The organism is Allobosea robiniae (assembly GCF_900102525.1).
Taxonomy (GTDB): domain Bacteria; phylum Pseudomonadota; class Alphaproteobacteria; order Rhizobiales; family Beijerinckiaceae; genus Allobosea; species Allobosea robiniae.
This window is the reverse complement of record NZ_FNBZ01000002.1, coordinates 576,176-595,693: the sequence shown is the minus strand read 5'-3', so window position 1 is coordinate 595,693 and position 19,518 is coordinate 576,176. Positions and strand designations below refer to the sequence as shown.

20 protein-coding genes and 1 tRNA gene are annotated in these 19,518 nt (G+C 66.3%); 11 read left to right on the top strand and 10 right to left on the bottom strand.

The annotated features are described in order from the left end of the window. The first annotated feature begins 20 nt into the window (after nucleotides 1-20). Complete coding sequence (locus tag BLQ70_RS08545; RefSeq protein WP_061967028.1) at nucleotides 21-335, top strand: hypothetical protein; 315 nt, start codon at nucleotides 21-23, stop codon at nucleotides 333-335. Nucleotides 336-338: 3 nt separating this feature from the next. On the opposite strand, the gene chrA is transcribed toward BLQ70_RS08545, so the two are convergent. The 3 genes from chrA to BLQ70_RS08530 form a co-directional block, all read right to left on the bottom strand. Next, complete coding sequence (chrA, locus tag BLQ70_RS08540; RefSeq protein ID WP_091856594.1) at nucleotides 339-1,736, bottom strand: chromate efflux transporter; 1,398 nt, start codon at nucleotides 1,734-1,736, stop codon at nucleotides 339-341. Then, entirely contained in the window at nucleotides 1,733-2,566 is an 834-nt protein-coding gene (locus BLQ70_RS08535; RefSeq protein ID WP_091856593.1) for a chromate resistance protein ChrB domain-containing protein, read from the bottom strand. The genes chrA and BLQ70_RS08535 overlap by 4 nt, the downstream gene beginning before the upstream one ends. 131 nt (nucleotides 2,567-2,697) lie before the next feature. Then, entirely contained in the window at nucleotides 2,698-3,975 is a 1,278-nt protein-coding gene (locus tag BLQ70_RS08530) for a hemolysin family protein (protein ID WP_091856592.1), read from the bottom strand. Between the two features lie 111 nt (nucleotides 3,976-4,086). Here BLQ70_RS08530 and BLQ70_RS08525 point away from each other — a divergent pair, with 111 nt between their 5' ends. Beyond that, nucleotides 4,087-4,734, top strand: coding sequence for a DUF938 domain-containing protein (locus BLQ70_RS08525; protein WP_091856686.1), 648 nt, complete (start codon nucleotides 4,087-4,089; stop codon nucleotides 4,732-4,734). 45 nt (nucleotides 4,735-4,779) lie between these two features. On the opposite strand, the gene BLQ70_RS08520 is transcribed toward BLQ70_RS08525, so the two are convergent. The 3 genes from BLQ70_RS08520 to BLQ70_RS08510 all read right to left on the bottom strand — a co-directional run bounded on the left by BLQ70_RS08520 (nucleotide 4,780) and on the right by BLQ70_RS08510 (nucleotide 7,207). After that, nucleotides 4,780-4,866 (bottom strand) — tRNA-Leu (locus tag BLQ70_RS08520). 71 nt (nucleotides 4,867-4,937) lie between these two features. After that, entirely contained in the window at nucleotides 4,938-5,591 is a 654-nt protein-coding gene (locus BLQ70_RS08515) for a DUF1190 domain-containing protein (protein WP_170843346.1), read from the bottom strand. Between the two features lie 50 nt (nucleotides 5,592-5,641). Beyond that, nucleotides 5,642-7,207 carry an AMP-binding protein gene (locus BLQ70_RS08510; RefSeq protein WP_091856590.1) on the bottom strand — a complete coding sequence of 522 codons (1,566 nt, stop codon included), beginning with the start codon at nucleotides 7,205-7,207 and terminating at the stop codon, nucleotides 5,642-5,644. 201 nt (nucleotides 7,208-7,408) lie between these two features. Between BLQ70_RS08510 and BLQ70_RS08505 the strand changes: the two genes are divergently transcribed. The 3 genes from BLQ70_RS08505 to BLQ70_RS08495 all read left to right on the top strand — a co-directional run bounded on the left by BLQ70_RS08505 (nucleotide 7,409) and on the right by BLQ70_RS08495 (nucleotide 9,441). Continuing rightward, complete coding sequence (locus BLQ70_RS08505; RefSeq protein ID WP_091856685.1) at nucleotides 7,409-7,996, top strand: DUF2239 family protein; 588 nt, start codon at nucleotides 7,409-7,411, stop codon at nucleotides 7,994-7,996. Continuing rightward, nucleotides 7,993-8,436, top strand: a complete 444-nt coding sequence (locus tag BLQ70_RS08500; RefSeq protein ID WP_091856589.1) for a DUF1330 domain-containing protein — start codon at nucleotides 7,993-7,995, stop codon at nucleotides 8,434-8,436. The genes BLQ70_RS08505 and BLQ70_RS08500 overlap by 4 nt, the downstream gene beginning before the upstream one ends. A 111-nt stretch (nucleotides 8,437-8,547) precedes the next feature. Continuing rightward, entirely contained in the window at nucleotides 8,548-9,441 is an 894-nt protein-coding gene (locus BLQ70_RS08495; RefSeq protein WP_061967015.1) for a DMT family transporter, read from the top strand. 17 nt (nucleotides 9,442-9,458) lie between these two features. Here the strand turns inward: BLQ70_RS08495 and gpt are convergent, their stop codons facing one another. The 4 genes from gpt to BLQ70_RS08475 all read right to left on the bottom strand — a co-directional run bounded on the left by gpt (nucleotide 9,459) and on the right by BLQ70_RS08475 (nucleotide 13,923). Then, nucleotides 9,459-9,968 (bottom strand): xanthine phosphoribosyltransferase, encoded by a 510-nt coding sequence (gene gpt / locus BLQ70_RS08490; RefSeq protein ID WP_061967013.1) that lies wholly within the window; start codon nucleotides 9,966-9,968, stop codon nucleotides 9,459-9,461. A gap of 121 nt (nucleotides 9,969-10,089) precedes the next feature. After that, the gene (locus tag BLQ70_RS08485; RefSeq protein ID WP_091856588.1) at nucleotides 10,090-11,889 is read right to left on the bottom strand and encodes a methyl-accepting chemotaxis protein; all 1,800 of its coding nucleotides are present in this window, start codon (nucleotides 11,887-11,889) and stop codon (nucleotides 10,090-10,092) included. 326 nt (nucleotides 11,890-12,215) lie between these two features. After that, nucleotides 12,216-12,974 (bottom strand): competence/damage-inducible protein A, encoded by a 759-nt coding sequence (locus tag BLQ70_RS08480; protein ID WP_091856587.1) that lies wholly within the window; start codon nucleotides 12,972-12,974, stop codon nucleotides 12,216-12,218. 97 nt (nucleotides 12,975-13,071) lie between these two features. Beyond that, complete coding sequence (locus BLQ70_RS08475; protein WP_061967008.1) at nucleotides 13,072-13,923, bottom strand: FkbM family methyltransferase; 852 nt, start codon at nucleotides 13,921-13,923, stop codon at nucleotides 13,072-13,074. A gap of 118 nt (nucleotides 13,924-14,041) precedes the next feature. Between BLQ70_RS08475 and map the strand changes: the two genes are divergently transcribed. From map to BLQ70_RS08445, 6 genes are all read left to right on the top strand, one after another. After that, on the top strand, nucleotides 14,042-14,866 hold the full coding sequence (gene map, locus BLQ70_RS08470; RefSeq protein WP_091856586.1) for a type I methionyl aminopeptidase: 825 nt from the start codon (nucleotides 14,042-14,044) through the stop codon (nucleotides 14,864-14,866). Beyond that, the gene (gene radC / locus BLQ70_RS08465) at nucleotides 14,863-15,612 is read left to right on the top strand and encodes a RadC family protein (RefSeq protein ID WP_091856585.1); all 750 of its coding nucleotides are present in this window, start codon (nucleotides 14,863-14,865) and stop codon (nucleotides 15,610-15,612) included. Before map ends, radC begins: the two co-directional genes overlap by 4 nt. Beyond that, on the top strand, nucleotides 15,612-15,980 hold the full coding sequence (locus tag BLQ70_RS08460; protein ID WP_091856584.1) for a DUF488 domain-containing protein: 369 nt from the start codon (nucleotides 15,612-15,614) through the stop codon (nucleotides 15,978-15,980). Before radC ends, BLQ70_RS08460 begins: the two co-directional genes overlap by 1 nt. Before the next feature lie 207 nt (nucleotides 15,981-16,187). After that, on the top strand, nucleotides 16,188-17,603 hold the full coding sequence (locus BLQ70_RS08455) for a circularly permuted type 2 ATP-grasp protein (RefSeq protein ID WP_061966985.1): 1,416 nt from the start codon (nucleotides 16,188-16,190) through the stop codon (nucleotides 17,601-17,603). A gap of 73 nt (nucleotides 17,604-17,676) precedes the next feature. Next, on the top strand, nucleotides 17,677-18,618 hold the full coding sequence (locus BLQ70_RS08450; protein ID WP_091856583.1) for an alpha-E domain-containing protein: 942 nt from the start codon (nucleotides 17,677-17,679) through the stop codon (nucleotides 18,616-18,618). Between the two features lie 55 nt (nucleotides 18,619-18,673). Then, nucleotides 18,674-19,501, top strand: a complete 828-nt coding sequence (locus tag BLQ70_RS08445) for a transglutaminase family protein (protein ID WP_091856582.1) — start codon at nucleotides 18,674-18,676, stop codon at nucleotides 19,499-19,501. Nucleotides 19,502-19,518 lie beyond the last annotated feature (17 nt).

The following is a 19,518-nucleotide window of genomic DNA, read 5'->3' as shown; positions in this document are numbered from 1 at the left end:
AGGGAAGGAACAGACATCCTATGATCCGCGTCAATCTCTACGAGCAGCTCAACGGCCGCGCCCGCGCCATGCCGCGCTGGCAGGCCTGGCTCGCCATGGCGGCAAGCCTGATCGTCGGCGTCGCGCTTTTCGTGCTGGCCGCGAGCCTCGCGCTCATCCTGATTCCGGTCGTGCTGGTCGTCGGCGCGATCGCGGTCTGGCGCCTCAAGGCCAAGCTGAAGGCGGCCGGCATCGACCCCGCCAATCCGTTCGCCAACCAGCCGCGCCAGCCGGACCGGGTCGAGGTCATCGACGCCGAATACCGCATCATCGAGCCGGACGAGCCGCGCCGCTGAGCCTCAGAAACCGCCCTTCAGGACGATGCCGGCGACGGCGCAGATCGCCAGGACCGGCATCATCCCGAGCTTGAAGCGCAGCAATGCGATGGCAGCGCCGGCCGCCAGCAAGGCCGCACGCCAGTCCAGCGAGGTCAGGACCGGCACCTCCGGGCTCATGCCGAGGAAGGACAGGCTGCCGACCTCGCGGAAGAGGACATGCAGCCCGAACCAGAGCGCTAGGTTGGCGATGACGCCGACCACGGCCGCGGTGATCGCGCCGAGCGCGGCCGAGATCGCCCGGTTGCCACGCAGAGCCTCGACATAGGGCGCGCCCAGGAAGATCCAGAGAAAGCAGGGCGCGAAGGTCACCCAGACCGTCAGCAGCGCCCCAAGCCCGCCGGCGACGAGCGGCGGCAGGCTGCCCGGCGCCCGGAACGCGGCGAGGAAGCCGACGAATTCGAGCACGAGGATGAGCGGCCCCGGCGTCGTCTCGGCGAGGCCGAGCCCGTCCAGCATTTCGCCGGGCGCGAGCCAGCCGAAACCGTCGACCGCCGCCTGCGCGACATAGGCCAGCGCCGCATAGGCGCCGCCGAAGGTCACCACCGCCATCGCGCTGAAGAAGCTGCCAACCTGCGTCCAGACGCTGGCGGAGCCGGCGACCAGCCAGAACAGCGCCACCGGCCCGAGCCAGAGCGGCAGCCAGACGGCGAGCACGCGGGCAGCCCGCCCGGCTGAGGGCCTGATATGGTCGAGCTCTCCGCGCGCAAGCAGAGCGTCGAGCAAGCCCTCGCCCGCGGCATCCGCCGCGCCGCCGGCACCGCCCTTGCCGAACCAGCCGGGCCGAATGCGATTGCCCAGCCAGCCCGCGAGCCCCGCGAGCAGGACGATGAGCGGGAACGGCAATTTGAACAGGAAAATGCCGGCGAAAGCTGCAACGGCGATGCCGACCATCGCGCCGGTCTTCAGCGCCCGGCGGCTGATTCTCAGTCCCGCCTCGATGACGATGGCAAGCACCGCCGCCTTCACGCCGAAGAAGACCCCGTCGACCAGCGGGACATGCCTCCAGGTGACATAGAGGATGCTGAGGCCCAGCATCACCAGCGCGCCGGGCAGGATGAACAACAGGCCGGCGATCAGGCCGCCGATCGTCCGATGCATCAGCCAGCCGATATAGACGGCGAGCTGCTGCGCCTCGGGTCCGGGTAGAAGCATGCAGTAGTTCAGCGCATGCAGGAAGCGCTCTTCGCCGATCCAGCGTCGCTCCTCCACCAGCTCCCTGTGCATCAGCGCGATCTGGCCGGCCGGCCCGCCGAAGGACAGCAGGCCGATCTTCGCCCAGATGCGGGTCGCCTCGCCAAGCGTTGGCAAACGCTCCGCATTTTGCATTGCCATCTCAGCATCCGTTTCCGCGACGCTCATCGCTGCGCCTCCCCGGCCGGCTTCGGCACTGGCCAGTTATGGGTTTCCTCACCCGCATCGCGGCACCAGCGATAGAAGGCATCGTAGAGCAGCATGCCGGCCTCGAGCTGTTCGAGATCGTGCTTGTACATGCGCGACAGCCCAAGCGAGGCCGCAAGCAGGCCGGCCGCCTGCGGCTCGGCCTCCAGCGTCGCCGTATCGGCCGCCCGCACGATCCGCGCCAATCGGTCGAGCGCGGGCGACGCCAGCCGAAATTCCGCGATCATCGTATCGAAGGTGCAAAGCGGCCCGCGATGGCTCCAGAACACGCCGTCGATATCGAAAGGCGTGGCGCCGAAGCGATCGGCCACCGCCTCGACCTCGGAGGCCGCAACGAAGAGGAACACGGCGCGCCGGTCTATGAAGCGGCGGATCAGCCAGGGACAGGCAATGCGGTCGACTTTCGGCCGCGCCCGCGTCACCCAGACGCTGCCGCCGGATACCCCTGGCGAAGGCAAACGTTCCGGCGAAAAGGTCAACCCACCAGCCTGTCGCCAGGCCTGATGACCGCCTTCAAGAGTTTCCGCGGTGATGCCGAGATGCCGCAGCCAGGCGGCGGCACCTTCGCTGAGCTTGAGGCCGCGATGGCAGACGACCACCACGCGCCGCTGCCCGGCGAATTCAGCGCCCCATTCGGAAACGGCGCGATAGTCGCGGCGAACCGAACCCGGCAGGAAGACGGGATCGGCGGCGACATCCTCATCGATGCGGACATCGATGATGGCTGGCGCATCGGGAAGGCCGACCAGCCGTGACAGCTGGGCGACCGTGATCTGTTCGTTGGAAGACATGGCTTGCGTCCATCCTGAGCGAGGAAGTTGGACGCGAACATTGGGCCGAAGCCTCACGGGGTCGTCGCGATGCACCCCTTGGCGACGACTAGACCACGTGGGCTCCGCCGGCGTCAACGCCGGCGGCCATCTCACTCGATCCGCGTGACCAGGATCTTGTCGATGCGGCGGCCGTCGAGGTCGACGACCTCGAAGCGCCAATGCCCCTTGTCGAAGCTCTCGCCGACATTCGGCAGATGGTTCATCTCGGCCAGGATGAAGCCCGCAACCGTCTGGAAATCGGCATCGCGCGGGATCGGGATGCCGAGTTCATGCGAGAACTCGTCGACCTGCATCCAGCCGGCGACGAGATAGGAACCGTCGGCGCGCGTCACGATCGACGGCTCGTCCTCTTCCTCTTCCTGGAAGGCGCCGATGATCGCCTCAAGCACGTCGCCGGGGGTGATGATGCCCTCGAAATGGCCGTACTCGTCGAAGACCAGCGCCATATGCACGCGACTTGCGCGAATCTCGCGCAGCACATGCAGCGAGTCCGCCGTGTCCATCACGATCGGAGCTTCCTGGACCAGCGCGCGCAGATCGCCCCTGTCGCCGGCCTGAAGGAATTCGATCAGGTCCTTGACCACAACCACGCCGACGATCGAATCCGCCTCGCCATCCTGCACGGGCAGGCGCGAGCGGCGCGTCGCGCGCAATTGCTCGCGGATTTCCTCGGCGCTGTCTTCGAGGTCGATGACCTCGACCTCGCGGCGCGGCGTCATCAAGGCACGAGCCGAACGGTCGGCGAGGCGCATCACGCCTGCAATCATTTCGCGCTCGTCGCGCTCGAGCACGCCGGCGGTCTCCGCCTCGGCAATGATGGTGCGAACCTCCTCCTCGGTGACCCTCTCTTCCGACTCGCCCTTCTGGCCGAGCAGGCGCAGGACGGCCTTGCCGGAGATGTCGAGCAGGAACACCAGCGGCGCACCGACCTTGGAGAGCAGCGACATCGCCGGTGCGACCCGCGCCGCGACCCGCTCGGGATCGCGCAGCGCGATCTGCTTCGGCACGAGCTCGCCGAGGATCAGCGAGAGATAGGTGATGGCGACGACGACGAGGCCGACGCCGAGCGTGTCGGAAACCGATGGCGAGAAGCCATGCGTGCCCAGCCATTCCGACAGGCGCGCGCCAAGCGTGGCGCCGGAGAACGCGCCCGAGAGCACGCCGACGAGCGTGATGCCGATCTGGACTGTGGAGAGAAAGCGGCCGGGGTCTTCTGCCAGGCGCATCGCAGTGGCGGCGCCCTTGTTGCCCTGATCGCTGAGAACCTTGAGGCGCGCCGTGCGTGACGAAACCACAGCGAGTTCCGACATGGCGAGGAGACCATTGACGATCGTCAGCGCCACGACGATCAGGATTTCGGTTAACAAAACCAGCCTGCTTGCTGCGAAGCCACGACATCTGGCGGCTCGCTTCCTGCCCCCTTATAGCGGATCATCGCCCCAACGCGATGGGCCGGATGAAAGATTCGTGAGCGGATGATGAGCAAGCCGAGTTTCTGGCAGCCGACCGCCGATACACAGCTCGGCGCCGATCCCCGCCTGCGGGCGCCTTCCGCCCAGCGCAATCGCGATGCGATCCTCGCCGTCCTGCACAACGTGCTGCCGCAATCCGGGCGTGTGCTGGAAATCGCCTCCGGCTCCGGCGAGCATGCCGTGCATTTCGCCCGCGCCCTGCCCGACCTGACCTTCCAGCCGAGCGATCCTTCTCCGGATGCGGTGGCGAGCATCGCGGCCTGGACCCGGGAATCCGGCCTCGGCAACATCCTCCCGCCGGTCGTCGTCGATGCTACAGCGCTGCATTGGCCCGTCGAATCCGCTGATGCGATCCTCTGCATCAACATGATCCACATCGCGCCCTGGGCCGCGGCGGAGGGGCTGTTCCGGCAGGCGGGGCGCCTCTTGAAGCAGGGCCAGCCGCTCTATCTCTACGGCCCCTATCGCCGGCCGGGCCGGCCGCTCGAACCGGGCAACGCCGCCTTCGACGAAAGCCTGCGCAGCCGCGATCCGGCCTGGGGTCTGCGCGATAGCGATGCGGTCGCGGCGCTTGGCGCGGCAAACGGCTTCGGCACACCCGAGATCGTCGAGATGCCCGCGAACAATCTGAGCGTGATCTTCAGGAAGAGCTGACTGCCGATGGCGCGATCGCGCAAACCGGAATCACGGCGGGGCGGATGGTGCGGACGGCGGGACTCGAACCCGCAAGCCTTTGAAGGCGCAAGATTTTAAGTCTCGTGCGTCTACCAGTTTCGCCACGTCCGCAGCGGGCACAGCGATAACGGGCAGCGTCAGCCGGCGCAAGCCTTGGCGATCGCGCTCCGGCCGCGCAGCGCTCAATGCGGGCGGGCGGGCTTGTACCACTCGACCCCGTCGGGATCGACATAGAGCCCCGGCTTGACGTCAGACCCGATGGTCTTCTCTTCCATCGGGACGCGCACCGTGTCGTCACGGTCGCCGCGCTTGACGTAGGGAGCGGCACCCTGGCCGGAATGGCCATGCGCACCGCGCCCGACGCTGCTGGCCTGGCCGATGATGCCGCGCCGGCCCGCGACCTTGTCCTGCAATTCCGTCACCGAGCGCCCGGCAAAGGCGACCTTGGCCGTGCCCTCGACCACCGGCAGGGCGCGGCGCGCGGCGCCCTCGCCCGTCACGCGAACGCCGATGAAGCGCGGCACATAGCTCGCCCCGCCCTTGCCGAAGGATTCCCAGCCGCCGGCCGAGACCATCTGGGCGCCGCAGCGCTTGTGGTTGCGCTCGCAGGCTGCCCGCGAGCCATAACGCGGCGCCGCCTGCTCGAATTCGGCGCGGGCATTGCGATAGGCGAACTCGCACTGCTCCGCCGTCAGCTTGCCGGCCTCGATGCACTCATCGCGGCGCATATAGAGCGCGGCCTGCGCCTGGGCCGCGAGATCGGACGGCCCCGCGAGCGACAGGGCGGGAGCAAGAGTGGCGACGCGCAGCAGCGCCAGGGCGGAACCTGGAATCATCATCCAGCGTAATAGAATTACAATTGTGGCCATAAGGTAGCGAGGCCGCCTCACAGCAGGGCCCGCCGTGACGCTGCGAGTTCCCGCGTCGAGCCGTAGTCGATCTTGCCGTTGCCGAGCACGGGAATCGCCTGCGTCACCAGGATCGCGCGTGGTACCCACAGTTCCGGAAAACCTTGCTGCTTCGCAGCTTCCTGCAGAGCCGCCCGGTCGGCGTTCGGCGTCTCGGTGACGAGCACGAGCTGCTCGCCCTTGCGTGCATCCGGCAGCGCGACGACGACATGGTTCTGGTCCGGCCAGATCTTGGCGATCATGGTCTCGACCGCCGCGAGCGAGACCATCTCGCCGCCGAGCTTGGCGAAGCGCTTGGCCCGGCCGCGGATCGCGACGAAACCGTCCTCGATCACGACGATGTCGCCGGTATCGTGCCAGCCGCCCTCCGGCGGGATGATGCGGCCGGGCTGCTCGGGATCGAGATAGCCGGCCATGACGTTCGGCCCGCGCACGGTCAGACGCCCGCCCTCATGGATACCTTCGACCGGCTCCAGCTTCGCCTCGATGCCGGGCAGGAGCTTGCCGACCGTGCCCTCCCGCATTGCCGCCGGCGTATTGACGGCCAGCACCGGCGAACATTCGGTGCAGCCATAGCCCTCGAGGATGGTGGTGCCGTAGGGCTCCCACATCCGCTTGGTCTCGGCCTTCACGCGCTCGGCGCCGGCCACGACATAGCGCACGCTGCCGAGATCGCCCTTTTCCGCAGCGCGGGCGTATCCTTGCAGGAAGGTGTCGGTGGCGAGCAGGAAGGTGGCCTTCATGTCGCCGATCAGCTTCGGAATCTGCTTGTAGTGCAGCGGGCTCGGATAGAGCACGACCTTCATCCCGTGCAGCAGCGGCACCATCAGCCCGGCCGTCAAACCGAAGGAATGGAAGGCCGGCAGCGGATTCATGAACACGTCCCGCTCGGAGATCGCGCCTGCGGCGTGGGCAAAGACCTGCCTTGCGTTCGAGACGATATTGGCATGGCTCAATGCCACGCCCTTCGGCTTGCCCTCGGTGCCGGAGGTGAACAGGACAACCGCGATATCATCGGGCTGCGCTTCATGGGCGCGATGGACGAGCCCCGGCGCCACGCTCTGCAAGGCACCGAGCGCCTTGTCGAAACTGGTGATCTCCTTGCGGATATCTTCGAGATAGACGACCCGGCGCCCCTCGCCCAAAGCCGCGATCTCGTCGTCGAGCTTGCCCTGGTCGACGAAGCGGCGCGAGGTGACGATCGTCTTGAGCTCAGCCAGTTCGGCAGCCGCGCGCAGGTTGCGGACGCCGGCCGTGAAGTTCAGCAGCGCCGGCACCCGGCCATAGGCGAAGAGCGAGAACAGCGTCACTGCCATGCCCTGCATGTTCGGCAAAAGCACACCGACATGCTCCTTCGGCGCCGTCAGGGCCGCAAGCTTGCGCCCCAGCACCAGCGCGCCGAGCACGAGCCGGCCATAGGTGATCGGCTGGCGCTCGGGGTCCTCCAGCGCGATGCGGCCCTTGCCATGGCGGGCGATGGTCTGAAGCAGGGCGCGGAAGATCGTGATCCGCGCGCCCGCGGCGTCGAAGCTGGTGGCGGCCATGCCTGGCGCGTCTCCCCGTCGGCGTTTCGTCTGTCGGTCAAACTAGTGGGATCGACCCAGGTTTCAAAGCCGGTCCAATTCGACATGACGTCATGCCGAGGCGACGCAGTGGATCACACGATATTTTACCCGGATCATATTGCCAGGAGTAATTCACCCGGATAATAAGCTCGCAATCAAGGAGCCTCAGGGTTGGAATCCATGCCCCACACTGCCTTCCATAACGCCACCCGCATCGCCGGTGGCCCGCTGGCCGCCATCGCGCTCGCGGTGAAAGCCGCCTTCGCCGCCGATCCGGCCGCCGCAATCCTCGTCTTCGACGATGCGACCGGAAAGGTGGTCGATCTCGACCTGCGCGGCAGCGATGCCGAGATCGCGGCGCGCTATGCTCCTCGCAGCGATGACACGACACCAGCAGTCGATGAGACACCCCGCGGCCGGGGGCGGCCGAAGCTTGGCGTCGTCGCCCGCGAGGTGACCTTGCTGCCGCGTCATTGGGACTGGCTCGCTTTGCAATCGGGCGGTGCCTCGCAAACTCTCCGGCGGCTCGTCGACGATGCCCGGAAGAGCGATGGCGGACGCAGCCAGACACGAGCGGCACAAGAACGCGCCTACGCTTTCATCGCGACGATGGCGGGCGACCGCGAAGGTTTCGAGGAAGCCTCGCGCGCCCTCTTCGCCGGGGACGGCGAGCGCTTCGCCGAGCACAGCCGAAGCTGGCCCGCCGATATCCGGGCCTATGCACGGGAGTTGCTTGCTGGCTTTGCCCTTCCGGAGCCGAAGCTGTGACCGCCTACCTCGCTCCGAGCTGGGAAGCCGGCCGCGATCTCTTCCGCCGCAACATCGTCGGCGAGGTCGTGATGCTCAATCTCCTGCGCTTTCGCGCTATCGCCGACTATGCGGCCACGCCCGAGCTGGCACCGGCGGAAGCGATCAGCGGAGCAGAAGCCTTCCACCGCTACATCAGCCATACCCTGCCCTATCTCGAAGCAAGCGGCGGTTCGTTGCTCTTCATCGGCGAAGGCGGGCCCTTCTTCATCGGCCCGGAAGCGGAGCGCTGGGACCGCGCGATGCTGATAAGGCAGTCCTCCGTGGAGAACTTCATCGCCTTCGCCAGTCATGAGGGCTATCTCGCCGGCTATGGACACCGCCTGGCCGCCATCGCGGATTCCCGCTTGCTGCCGCTGGTCGGGATGGCGCGGCCTGCGGCAACCGGTGCTGCTGCATAGACGCAACGCCGGGGCGGGCTGCGCCCGGCGCATTGCTGCAACCTGCGCCGACAGGCATAGCCGCAGCAACGCACCCGCCGCATCGCATGTTTCCGCAAGGCCCTTCCATTCATGACCTCCCGCGCACAATGGCTCGGCATTCTCTGCGGCCTGCTGACCGCATTGATCTGGGGCGTCCAGTCCGTCGTCTCGCGGCATGCCATGCTGATCGACCTGACCCCGGCCGATGTCACGATCCTGCGCTTCGTCTCGGCCGCCGCCGTGCTGCTGCCCTGGTCGCTCCGGCATATGCGGCCGTTCCCGGTCGGCTCGCTCGGCTGGCCGCGGGCCTGGGTGATGGCGCTGCTGATCGGCCCGCTCTACAGCCTGATCCTCGTCGGCGGAGCCTCCTTCGCCCCGGCGCTGCACTCGTCGATCATCTCGCCCGGGCTGATCCCGGTCTTCACCGCGCTGCTGATCTTCCTCGTCACCGGCGAGCGGGCCGGGCGGATGCGGCTCATCGGCCTCGGCATCATCGTGCTGGGCATCGGCATCTTCTCGCGCGATGCGCTCGCGATGGCGCCGTCGCGGCCCGATGCCTGGATCGGCGACCTGCTTTTCGTGCTGATCGCCTTCCTCTGGTCGATCTTCGGCCTGCTCGCCCGCCGCTGGGGCGCTAGCTCGCTGGAGATCACCGCCGCCTCATGCATCCTCTCGGTGCCGCTGCTGGTGATCGTGGCGCTGGCGCTGCCGATCCATATGGCACGCGTGCCCTTCTCCGAGCTCGTGCTGCAGGCGCTCTACCAGGGGGTTCTGGTCGGCGTCGTCGCGCTCTATCTCTATGCCCGCTCCGTCGCGACGCTGGGCGCGGCCAAGGCGACGCTGTTCCTGCCGCTGGTGCCGGTGGCGACGGCAGCCGCCAGCGCCCTGCTTCTGGCCGAGACGCCCTCGCCCACCGAATTGGTCGGCATGGCGATCGTCGTCTCCGGCATGCTGATCGCGTTCCGCTCGCCCTCGACGGGCTGAGGCGAATACGCGGCGTTTCAGCCCTTGTGCCCTTTGGCGATCGGCTCGACATAGGTCAGAGCCATGTCCCAGGGGAAATAGATCCAGGTGTCCTGGCTGACCTCGGTGACGAAGGTGTCGACCGTCGGCACGCCGGCCGGCTTGGCATAGACTGTGGCGAAATGCGCATTCGGCAGCATCTCGCGCACCACGCGGGCGGTCTTGCCGGTATCAGTGAGGTCGTCGACCACCAGCACGCCCTTGCCCGTGCCGTCGCCGATCGCCTTGATGTTCGGGGCGATGTCCTTGAGCACCTTGAGCTCGGACTGGTTCTTGTAGTCGTGATAGCTCGCGACGCAGACGGTCTCGATCACCCGCAGGCCGAGCTCGCGGCAGATGATCGCCGCCGGCACCAGGCCGCCGCGGGTGATGCAGACCATCGCCTCGAAGGGGCCCTTCTCGGCAAGGCGCCACGCGAGAGCGCGGGCATCGCGATGGAACTGATCCCAGGAAACCGGGAAAGCCTTGTTCGAGGACGGTTCGGCCATGGACAGCGCTCCGGACTTGGCCCGACGCGAAAGGCGCGGGTTTCCGACCGAAAAGCCTATCGGCGCGCGCCTGACAAGAGGCACGCGCCGAACATCCCCAACCGAACGTCATTCGGCCTTGTCAGAATTCGGCCCAGCCATCCGCCCCGCCGCCGGATGCGACGCGCCGGCCGCGTGGAGCTGCCGGCACCACGCGCGGTGCCGGTGGGGCCGAATGAACGAGCTGCGGCGCAGCCCTGTGCCGGTCGCCGCCGAGCTGGAAGGCCGAGACCATCGTACTCAGCGCCGCGGTTTCCTGCTGGAGATCGCGGGCGACCTTGGCGCTCTGCTCGGCAAGGAGCGAGTTCTGCTGCGTGATCTCGTCCATATGCGCGACGGTGCGGGCCATCTCGTCGATGCCGTTGGCCTGCTCGGTCGTCGCCTGCGAGATCTCGCTGACCGTGGAAGCCACCTTGGAAGCCGCGCCGACGATCTCGCCCAGCGTCGTTCCGGCATCCTTGACCAGGCCGACACCAGCTTGAATCTGCTGCGTAGAGTTCGCGATCAACGCCTTGACACCATTGGCGGATTCGCTGCAGCGGGCAGCGAGCGCCCGCACCTCGGTTGCGACCACGGCGAAACCGCGCCCGGCATCGCCGGCCCGCGCCGCCTCGACCGCGGCGTTCAGCGCCAGCAGGTTGGTCTGGAAGGCGATCTCGTCGATCATCGAGATGATCTCGGAAATGCCGGACGAAGCCTGCTCGATCCGCCCCATCGCTGCGACTGCCTCGGTGACGATGGCGCCGCCGCGCGCCGCGACCGCGCTCGCCTCGTTGCCGAGCTGGACCGCCATCCGCGAATTGCCGGCACTGTGCTTCACCGACGCGGCAAGCTCCTCCGTCGTCGCCGCGGTTTCCTGCAGACTCGATGCGTTGGCCTCGGTCCGCTCCGCCAGTTGCTGGCTGTCGGAGGTGATCTTGAGCGAAGCGCTGTCGATCCGTGCCGAGATGTCGCTGACCGTGCCGACCACCTCAGCCAGCGTATCGAGCAGGTCGTTGACGCCGGCGCAGAGGGTGGCGACCTCCCCGGTCTTGCCGTCGAGCGGCACGCGCCCGGTCAGGTCCTTGCCCTTGGCCCGGTCGATCACCGCGCTCGTCTCCTTCACCGCCGCTTCGAGCTGCTTGCCCTTGAAGGTCGCGGTGATGTCGGAGGCGAATTTGACGACCTTATAGGGACGCCCCTGCGCATCCAGGATGGGGTTGTAGCTCGCCTGGATCCAGATCTCCTTGCCGCCCTTGCCGATGCGCCGGTACTGGCCGGCATCGTATTCGCCCTTGCCGAGACGCTCCCAGAAGGCGCGATAGGCCGGCGTCTCGCGCTCGGCCGGGTCAACGAACAGGCGGTGATGCTGGCCGACGATCTCGGCCAGCGAATAGCCGAGGACGCTGAGGAAATTCTCGTTTGCCGTCAAAATCTTGCCGGCGAGATCGAATTCGATCACGGCTTGCGCCTTGTCGATGGCGGCGCGCTGCCCTTCGAGATCGGCGAGGCGGTTCTTCTGCTCGGTCACGTCGAAGGCGTATTTGATCACACCGACCGGCTTGCCGCCCGCCCCCAGGATCGGGGTGTAGCTCGCCTGGATCCAGATCTCCTTGCCGCCCTTGCCGAGCCGCAAGTACTGCCCGCGTGAGAACTCGCCGCGGCCGAGATCGGCCCAGAACTGCTTGTAAGCCGGGCTGCCCTTCTCCTCGGGCGTCACGAAGATACTGTGATGCTGCCCCTTCACCTCCGCCAGCGTGTAACCGACCGCCGACAGGAAGTTGTCGTTGGCATCCAGGATCTTGCCGTCGAGATCGAACTCGATCCGCGCCTGCGAGCGGTTGATGGCGTCCAGCTGTCCCGCAGCATGCCGGTTCGCGAAAAGGCCGGAAAAGAGCGGCATCCATATCCCCCTTCGGCGCGGCCCGCGGATCAGGCGTCCTTGTGGCCAGCGTCGCCGTGAAAGCCCCGATCGGATACCTACGGCGCCCGGGCGCGGCAGGGGGCCGAATTCTTTCCGGCCACCTACCAAGCATCACTCAAACTAGTTTATGAATGATTGATGATTAGAATATATCTCAACTTGAAGTAGAAAATTCATCTACGAAAAGCGCTTCATACCTATAGCAGATATAATAGAGTCATGGGAAGATTAGGTTGCGATTTATAAAAACACAAACGCTCCATAAAGTTGTATAAAAAACGCAAAAGTTGTGGAATAAACTTTATTCAGAGTGATCTCTGCTTTTCGCCGGCGACCATCGTTTTCACCGCAGCCATTGCTGCAAGCAGTTTCTCTGCGTCGCGCGATCTCACGACGATATTCGTGTCCGGTCCGGTTTCAGACCAGAACGGATAGGAGCCGATCGAAACCTCCGGATGGGCCCTGGCGACCTCGGCAAGCGGCCCGCCGATATCCCCCTCGCGCAGCCCGGCCCGGACCGTGTCGGACAGCATTTTCGCCCCCGTCTGCAAGGTCGACCCGATGACGTCGAGCATCGCCTGCATGATCGCGGGCACGCCGGCCATGACGTAGACGTTGCCGATGTTGAAGCCAGGTGCCTTGGAGATCGCATTCGCAACCAGTTCGGCCCCGGCGGGGATACGCGCCATCCGCAGGCGGGCTTCGTTCAGCTCCTCCGGCGAGAAGCGTTCGGAGAGCATCGCAACGGCGCGAGGGTCATGGTCGATCGCGACGCCGAAGGCGGCCGCGACCGCATCCGCCGTGATATCGTCATGGGTCGGCCCGATCCCGCCGGTGGTGAAGACGTAAGTGTAGCGGCCGCGTAGCGCATTGACCGCCGCGACGATCTCTTCGGACACATCGGGCACGACGCGGACTTCGCGCAGGTCGACGCCGATATTGGTGAGATACTCGGCAATGTAGCCGATATTCTTGTCCTTCGTCCGTCCGGACAGAATCTCGTCGCCGATCACCAGGATCGCGGCCGTGACGATGATGGCGGAACTGGATTCATTCACGGACATGGCGTCGGCGCTCCTGGCTTGCGCACAAGAGCTAGGCTTTCCCCGCGAAGTGCTCAAGCTCCGCCGCGGGCGCGCCCGTCATGCTTTAGCCGCGCGCTCAGGCCGGCTTGCGCTCGAACACCAGGTTGAGCCGTGTCTGGGCGACGAGCCTATAGCCGCTGCGCCCGAGCAGGCCGGCAAGATCGGTCTGCCAGCGCTGGCGCGAATCCTCGATGATGATGAAGCCCGGCCAGAGCGCTTGCGGCGCGTCGCGCAGGAAAGGTTCGAGAATCAGGTCTTCGGCGCCTTCGACATCGAGCTTGACCGCGTCGATGCGCTCATAGCCCTCGCCCTCGACCAGCGAGAGCAGCGTCATCGCCGGCACCTTGACCGAAGTCCCGGCACTCGAATTGAGGATGCGGACGCTCGATTCCCCGCGATTGGTCGGATCGATGAACAGGGTCAGTTCGCCCGGCTTGTCGGCGAGTGCACAGGCCACCGCCTTGACGGTCCCGAACGGGTTCTGCGCGATGTTGAAGGCAAGGCGGGCGAAGATCTCGGGCTGCGGCTCGACCGCCAGGATGCGCGCGCCCCGCCCGGCCCGCGCCGCGACGAAGAGCGAATAGGCGCCGATATTCGCGCCGATATCGATGAAGGTGAAGCCGTCGCGCAGCCGCGAGACCAGCAGCTCCCGCTCGATCGCATCGAAATATTGCGGCGTGAACAGCACCCGCTTCTCGCAGACATTCCCGTCCGGATAGAGACGCATCTTCGCCCCCAGCGACTCGATGTCGACAGGCGCGCCGTCGAGCGAGCGCAGGCCGAGGCGCCGCAGCGCATAGGCCACCTTACGCCCGAGGAAGCTGTCGGAGGCTGCCCGCGTCCGGGCGATGATGCGGGCGAGATAGGCTTTCGGCGCGAAGGTGCCGAAAGGCCGCTCTTCCGCCGGGTTCTGTTCGATGATGGCCATTGCGCCCGCCTGATACACCTCGCCGCGCCCGCGCGCCAGTCACCCGCCTCTCGCGCTCGACCGGCTTGCGTGCGCCATTAAACGCAATAGATATGGGGCAAGGAGTTTTCCGCGCGCAATGACCTTCGAAGACACCATCGGCCGCTCGCGTTCGCGCGAGCCCGCCATCAAGATACATGGCCCCGAGGCCTTCGCGGCCATGCACAAGGCCGGCCGGCTGACCGCCGCGGGGCTCGACATGCTCGGCGCTCACGTCAAGCCCGGCGTCACCACGCAGCGCCTCGACGAGCTCGCCTTCCAGTTCGCCATGGACAACGGCGCCTACCCGGCGACGCTGTTCTATCGCGGCTACACCAAGTCGATCTGCACCTCGATCAACCACGTCGTCTGCCACGGCATTCCCGACGACAAGCCGCTGCGCGAAGGCGATATCCTCAATATCGACTACACGCTGATCGTCGACGGCTGGCACGGCGATTCGAGCCGCATGTACGGCGTCGGCGAGATCTCGCGGAAGGCCGAGCGCCTGGTCGAGATCACCTATGAGAGCCTGCAGCGCGGCATCAAGGCCGTGCGCGCCGGCGCCACCACCGGCGATATTGGCTTCGCCATCCAGCGTTATGCGGAAGGCGAGCGCTGCTCGGTGGTGCGCGATTTCTGCGGCCACGGCATCGGCCAGCTCTTCCACGACGCGCCGAACATCCTGCACTATGGCAGTCCCGGCGAGGGCGTGCTGCTCAAGCCCGGCATGGTCTTCACCATCGAGCCCATGATCAATCTCGGCAAGCCGGGGGTGAAGGTGCTCTCCGACGGCTGGACCGCCGTGACCCGCGACCGTTCGCTCTCGGCCCAGTTCGAGCATCAGATCGGCGTCACCGAGCAGGGCTGCGAGATCTTCACGCTCTCGCCCGGCGGCCTCGACAACCCGCTCGCTGCAAAATGAGCGTCGGCATCGGCAAGGGTACAGGTAAGGGACCGCGCAAGGCGCCCTCTCCGGCCAGCCCTTCCGACGCCGGCACGCCGCACTATCGCGGCCATCGCGAACGCCTGCGCACGCGTTTCGAGGAAGCCGGCGCGGAAACCCTGCCGGATTACGAATTGCTGGAGCTGCTGCTCTTCCGCTCGATCCCGCAGCGTGATGTCAAGCCGCTCGCCAAGGAGCTGATCCAGCGCTTCGGCTCCTTCGCGGAGGTCCTCGGCGCCCCGGCCGCGCGCCTCACCGAGGTTAAGGGCGTCGGCGAAGGCGTCGCGCTCGACCTCAAGATCGTCGAAGCCGCCCTGAAGCGCATGGCCAAGGGCGCCGTCGGCAAGCGGCCGGTGCTTTCCTCCTGGTCCTCGGTGCTGGACTATTGCCGGATGGCGATGGCCTTCGCCGAGCGCGAGCAGTTCCGCATCCTCTTCCTCGACAAGAAGAACACCCTGATCGCCGACGAAGTCCAGCAGACCGGCACGGTCGACCATACGCCGGTCTATCCGCGCGAGGTGATGCGCCGCGCGCTGGAGCTGTCGGCCTCCGCGATCATCCTGGTGCACAACCATCCGTCAGGCGATCCCACTCCATCCGGCGCCGACATGCGGATGACGCGCGAGCTGGTCGATATCGCCAAGCCCCTGGGCGTCGCCATCCACGACCACATCATCGTCGGCCGTGATGGCCATGCCAGCTTCCGCAGTCTCGGGCTGATCTGATGACGAAACTGACAGTCAAGCGCGTCTACGATCCCCCGGCACCCGGCGACGGCCGGCGTATCCTGGTCGACCGACTCTGGCCACGCGGCGTCTCGAAGGACCGGATCGATCTCTGGCTCAAGGATCTCGCGCCCAGCGACGCGCTGCGCCACGAATTCCACGGCCATCCCGACCACTGGGACGAGTTCTGTATCGCCTATGCGACCGAGCTCGGCAGCCCGCCGGCCCAGGCCGCTCTCGCGACCCTGGCAGCCGAACGGAAGCAGGGCCCGGTCGTCCTGCTCTATGCGGCGAAGGACGAGAACCGGAACAATGCGGTTGCCCTGCGCCTCTGGCTGGACGGCCGCCCGAATTCGGTCCAAGAATAACGCAGGCATGGCCGCCTAGCGCGGCGCGACGAAGGTACAGCCGCTTCATGCGGGCTGGATCAGCTTTGCCAAGATCAACTAAAGCAAACTGTACCTGATCAATACTGCCCATGAAAAAGGCAGATCAGATGAATTACGTGGCTATTCTCCCTCTTCCCGAACGGCCGCGAATGCGCATAGGCTGGCCTTAACGGGGAAGAGGGCTGCATGGTCGCATTCGATGAAATGAGCGGTTCGGGAGCCGAGCTGAGGCCCGCCTACGAGGCCCTGGATCGCTGGCTGAAGGAAGCGCCGCCCGAGATGCTGGCGCTCAGGCGCAGCCAGGCCGAGCTGTTCTTCCGCCGCATCGGCATCACCTTCGCGGTCTATGGCGACGAGGAATCGACCGAGCGCCTGATCCCCTTCGACATCATCCCGCGCGTGCTGACCAAGCCGGAATGGACCAAGCTGGAGGCCGGCCTGCGCCAGCGCGTCACCGCCCTCAACATGTTCCTGGCCGATGTCTACGGCCCCAAGGAATGCCTGAAGGCCGGCATCATCCCGCCCGATCTGGTCTATCGCAACGCCTGCTATCAGCTCGAAATGGTCGATTTCAAGGTGCCGCACGGCATCTACTGCCACATCGCCGGCATCGACGTGGTGCGCGTCGACGCGGATACTTTCTACGTCCTCGAGGACAACGCCCGCACGCCTTCCGGCGTCTCCTACATGATGGAGAACCGCGAGGTGATGCTCAGGCTCTTCCCGGAGCTGTTCTCGACCCACCGCGTCGCGCCGGTCGACAACTATCCGGACCAGCTGCTGGCGACCCTGCGCTCGGTCGCGCCGCGCAGCGCCTCGTCGGACCCGACGATCTGCCTGCTCACGCCCGGCCAGTACAATTCGGCCTTCTACGAACACTCCTTCCTCGCCGACAAGCTCGGCGTCGAGCTGGTCGAGGGCTCGGACCTGCTGGTCAAGGACGACGTCGTCTACATGCGCACGACGCAGGGGCCGAAGCGTGTCGACGTGATCTACCGGCGCATCGATGACGACTTCATCGACCCGCTCGCCTTCCGCAGCGATTCCGTGCTGGGCGTGCCCGGCATCATCGGCGCCTACAAGGCCGGCAATGTCACGCTGGCGAACGCGGTCGGCACCGGCGTCGCCGACGACAAGGCGGTCTACAGCTACATGCCGGAGATCGTGAAGTTCTTCACCGGCGAGGAGCCGATCCTGAAGAACGTCCCGACCTTCCGCTGCCGCGAGCCCGAAGCCAATGCCTATGTGCTCGACAATCTCGACAAGCTCGTCGTCAAGGAGGTCAACGGCTCGGGCGGCTACGGCATGCTCGTGGGCCCGCACGCCAACAAGGCCCAGATCGAGACCTTCCGGCGCAAGCTCAAGGCCCAGCCCGAGGGCTTCATCGCCCAGCCGACGCTGGCGCTCTCGACCTGCCCGACCTTCGTCGCCTCCGGCGTCGCGCCGCGCCATGTCGACCTGCGCCCCTATGTGCTCTCCGGTGCGAACGGCATCTCCTGCGTGCCGGGCGGCCTGACCCGCGTCGCGCTCAAGGAAGGCTCGCTCGTCGTCAATTCCAGCCAGGGCGGCGGCACCAAGGACACCTGGGTGCTCGACGCATGAGCATCCCCGCCGCGCCCTCGCCAGCCCTTCTCCCGCAACAGCCTGCCATCCCGCGGAAAGGCACACGCTGACCATGCTTTCGCGTACCGCAGACAGCCTCTACTGGGTTTCCCGCTATGTCGAACGGGCCGAATATCTCGCCCGCATCCTCGACGCCACGACGCGCCTGACCAACCTGCCGACGACCTATGGCGGTGCCGGCACGGAATGGCAGAGCGCGGTCCTCACCGCCGGCTGCGAGGATGACTTCGCCAAGGCCTATGGCGAAGCGAATGAACGCAATGTCTGCGATTTCCTGACCTTCAACCCCGACAATCCGTCCTCGATCCGCAATTGCCTCGCCCAGGCCCGCTCGAACGCACGGGGCGTACGCACGGCGCTGACCTCGGAGATGTGGGATGCGCTGAACGGCGCCTGGCTGGAATTGCAGCGCTTCGAGAAGAAGCGCATGGATCGCGAGGAGTTCGCCCGCTTTCTCGACTGGGTGAAGAACGTCTCACTGGTCTTCGACGGCTCGGCCTATCGGACCATGCTGCGCGACGACGGCTACTGGTTCTCGCGCCTCGGTGTCTATCTCGAACGCGCCGACAACACCGCCCGCATCCTCGACGTGAAATACCATGTGCTGCTACCGGCCGACGAGCAGGTCGGCGGCTCGCTCGATTACTTCCAATGGACGACCGTGCTGCGCGAGGTCTCGGCGCTGACCGCCTATCACTGGGTCTATCGCGAGGCGGTGAAGCCGATCCTCGTCGCCGATCTCCTGGTGCTGAACCGCCGCATGCCGCGCTCGCTCGCAGCCTGCTACGAGAACATCTCGCGCTTCCTCGATGCGCTCGGCGATGCCTATGGCCGCCAGGGGCCGGCGCAACGCCAGGCGCGCAAGACGCTGGGCAGCCTCAGCAACACAAAGATCGACGACGTCTTCGAGCACGGTCTGCACGAGTTCATCGAGGAGTTCATCACCGAGAACAACCGCCTCGGCAACACCATCTTCGAGCAGTATCTGCAATGAAGTGCTCGCCTGCGCTCTCGGCGCGACTGCCATAAACCCTGCCCCGGACTGAAGCATGCGGATCAGGATTTCCCATACGATCGGCTACGAATATGCCGAGCCGGCGCGCCACATCACGCAGATCCTGCGGCTGACGCCGCGCGACCATGACGGCCAGCATGTCATGTCCTGGCGCATCGAGCCGAATGTCGACGGCCGGCTGCGTGCCTCGCAGGATGCCCATGGCAATATCGTGCACTCATTCTACGCCGACGGGCCGATCTCCTCGCTTGCCATCCGCATCGACGGACTGATCGAGACGATCGACCTCGCCGGCGTGGTCCGTGGCGGGCTGGAACGCGTGCCTTGCGAGGTCTATTGCCGCGACACGCTCCTCACCGGGCAGGACGAGGCGCTGCGCAGCTTCGCCGACGCGGTCACCGCCGGCGCCGGCACGCCGCTTTCCCAGATGCATGCCTTGATGAATGCCGTCGGCGACCGCATGGGTTGCCTCGAGGCCAGCGGCCGCAGCGGAGTCGGCGCGGCCGCAGCCTTTGCAGCGCGCGAAGCGATCGCACAGGACATCGCCCATGTCTTCATGGCCTGCGCCCGGCATCTCGGCCTGCCCGCCCGCTATGTCTCGGGCTATGTCGCGCAGTCCGACAGCCTGCCGCATGGCAACGGCGCCCATGCCTGGGCCGAGGTTCATCTCGAGGACTATGGCTGGATCGGCTTCGACTGTGCCAATGGGCTCTGCCCGATCGACACGCATGTGCGTGTTGCGATAGGGCTCGACTACGCGGATGCCGCACCGGTTCGAGGCTCGCGCCAGGGCGGCGAAGGCGAGAACCTCAGCGTCCTCGTCAGCGCCCGCGAAACTGAGGGCCGCTTCGCCAACCAGTAGCGCCCCTTCCAGCGCAC

Bases quoted from the DNA above. Each gene is read 5' to 3' on its own strand.
- BLQ70_RS08525 (WP_091856686.1), top strand. From the start codon at position 4,087: ATGAGCAAGCCGAGTTTCTGGCAGCCGACCGCCGATACACAGCTCGGC.
- BLQ70_RS08450 (WP_091856583.1), top strand. From the start codon at position 17,677: ATGCTTTCGCGTACCGCAGACAGCCTCTACTGGGTTTCCCGCTATGTC.
- BLQ70_RS08485 (WP_091856588.1), bottom strand. From the start codon at position 11,889: ATGCCGCTCTTTTCCGGCCTTTTCGCGAACCGGCATGCTGCGGGACAG.
- BLQ70_RS08475 (WP_061967008.1), bottom strand. From the start codon at position 13,923: ATGGCCATCATCGAACAGAACCCGGCGGAAGAGCGGCCTTTCGGCACC.
- BLQ70_RS08460 (WP_091856584.1), top strand. From the start codon at position 15,612: ATGACGAAACTGACAGTCAAGCGCGTCTACGATCCCCCGGCACCCGGC.
- BLQ70_RS08545 (WP_061967028.1), top strand. From the start codon at position 21: ATGATCCGCGTCAATCTCTACGAGCAGCTCAACGGCCGCGCCCGCGCC.
- BLQ70_RS08495 (WP_061967015.1), top strand. From the start codon at position 8,548: ATGACCTCCCGCGCACAATGGCTCGGCATTCTCTGCGGCCTGCTGACC.
- BLQ70_RS08510 (WP_091856590.1), bottom strand. From the start codon at position 7,207: ATGGCCGCCACCAGCTTCGACGCCGCGGGCGCGCGGATCACGATCTTC.
- chrA (WP_091856594.1), bottom strand. From the start codon at position 1,736: ATGAGCGTCGCGGAAACGGATGCTGAGATGGCAATGCAAAATGCGGAG.
- gpt (WP_061967013.1), bottom strand. From the start codon at position 9,968: ATGGCCGAACCGTCCTCGAACAAGGCTTTCCCGGTTTCCTGGGATCAG.
- BLQ70_RS08515 (WP_170843346.1), bottom strand. From the start codon at position 5,591: ATGATTCCAGGTTCCGCCCTGGCGCTGCTGCGCGTCGCCACTCTTGCT.
- radC (WP_091856585.1), top strand. From the start codon at position 14,863: ATGAGCGTCGGCATCGGCAAGGGTACAGGTAAGGGACCGCGCAAGGCG.
- BLQ70_RS08480 (WP_091856587.1), bottom strand. From the start codon at position 12,974: ATGTCCGTGAATGAATCCAGTTCCGCCATCATCGTCACGGCCGCGATC.
- map (WP_091856586.1), top strand. From the start codon at position 14,042: ATGACCTTCGAAGACACCATCGGCCGCTCGCGTTCGCGCGAGCCCGCC.
- BLQ70_RS08535 (WP_091856593.1), bottom strand. From the start codon at position 2,566: ATGTCTTCCAACGAACAGATCACGGTCGCCCAGCTGTCACGGCTGGTC.
- BLQ70_RS08505 (WP_091856685.1), top strand. From the start codon at position 7,409: ATGCCCCACACTGCCTTCCATAACGCCACCCGCATCGCCGGTGGCCCG.
- BLQ70_RS08445 (WP_091856582.1), top strand. From the start codon at position 18,674: ATGCGGATCAGGATTTCCCATACGATCGGCTACGAATATGCCGAGCCG.
- BLQ70_RS08455 (WP_061966985.1), top strand. From the start codon at position 16,188: ATGGTCGCATTCGATGAAATGAGCGGTTCGGGAGCCGAGCTGAGGCCC.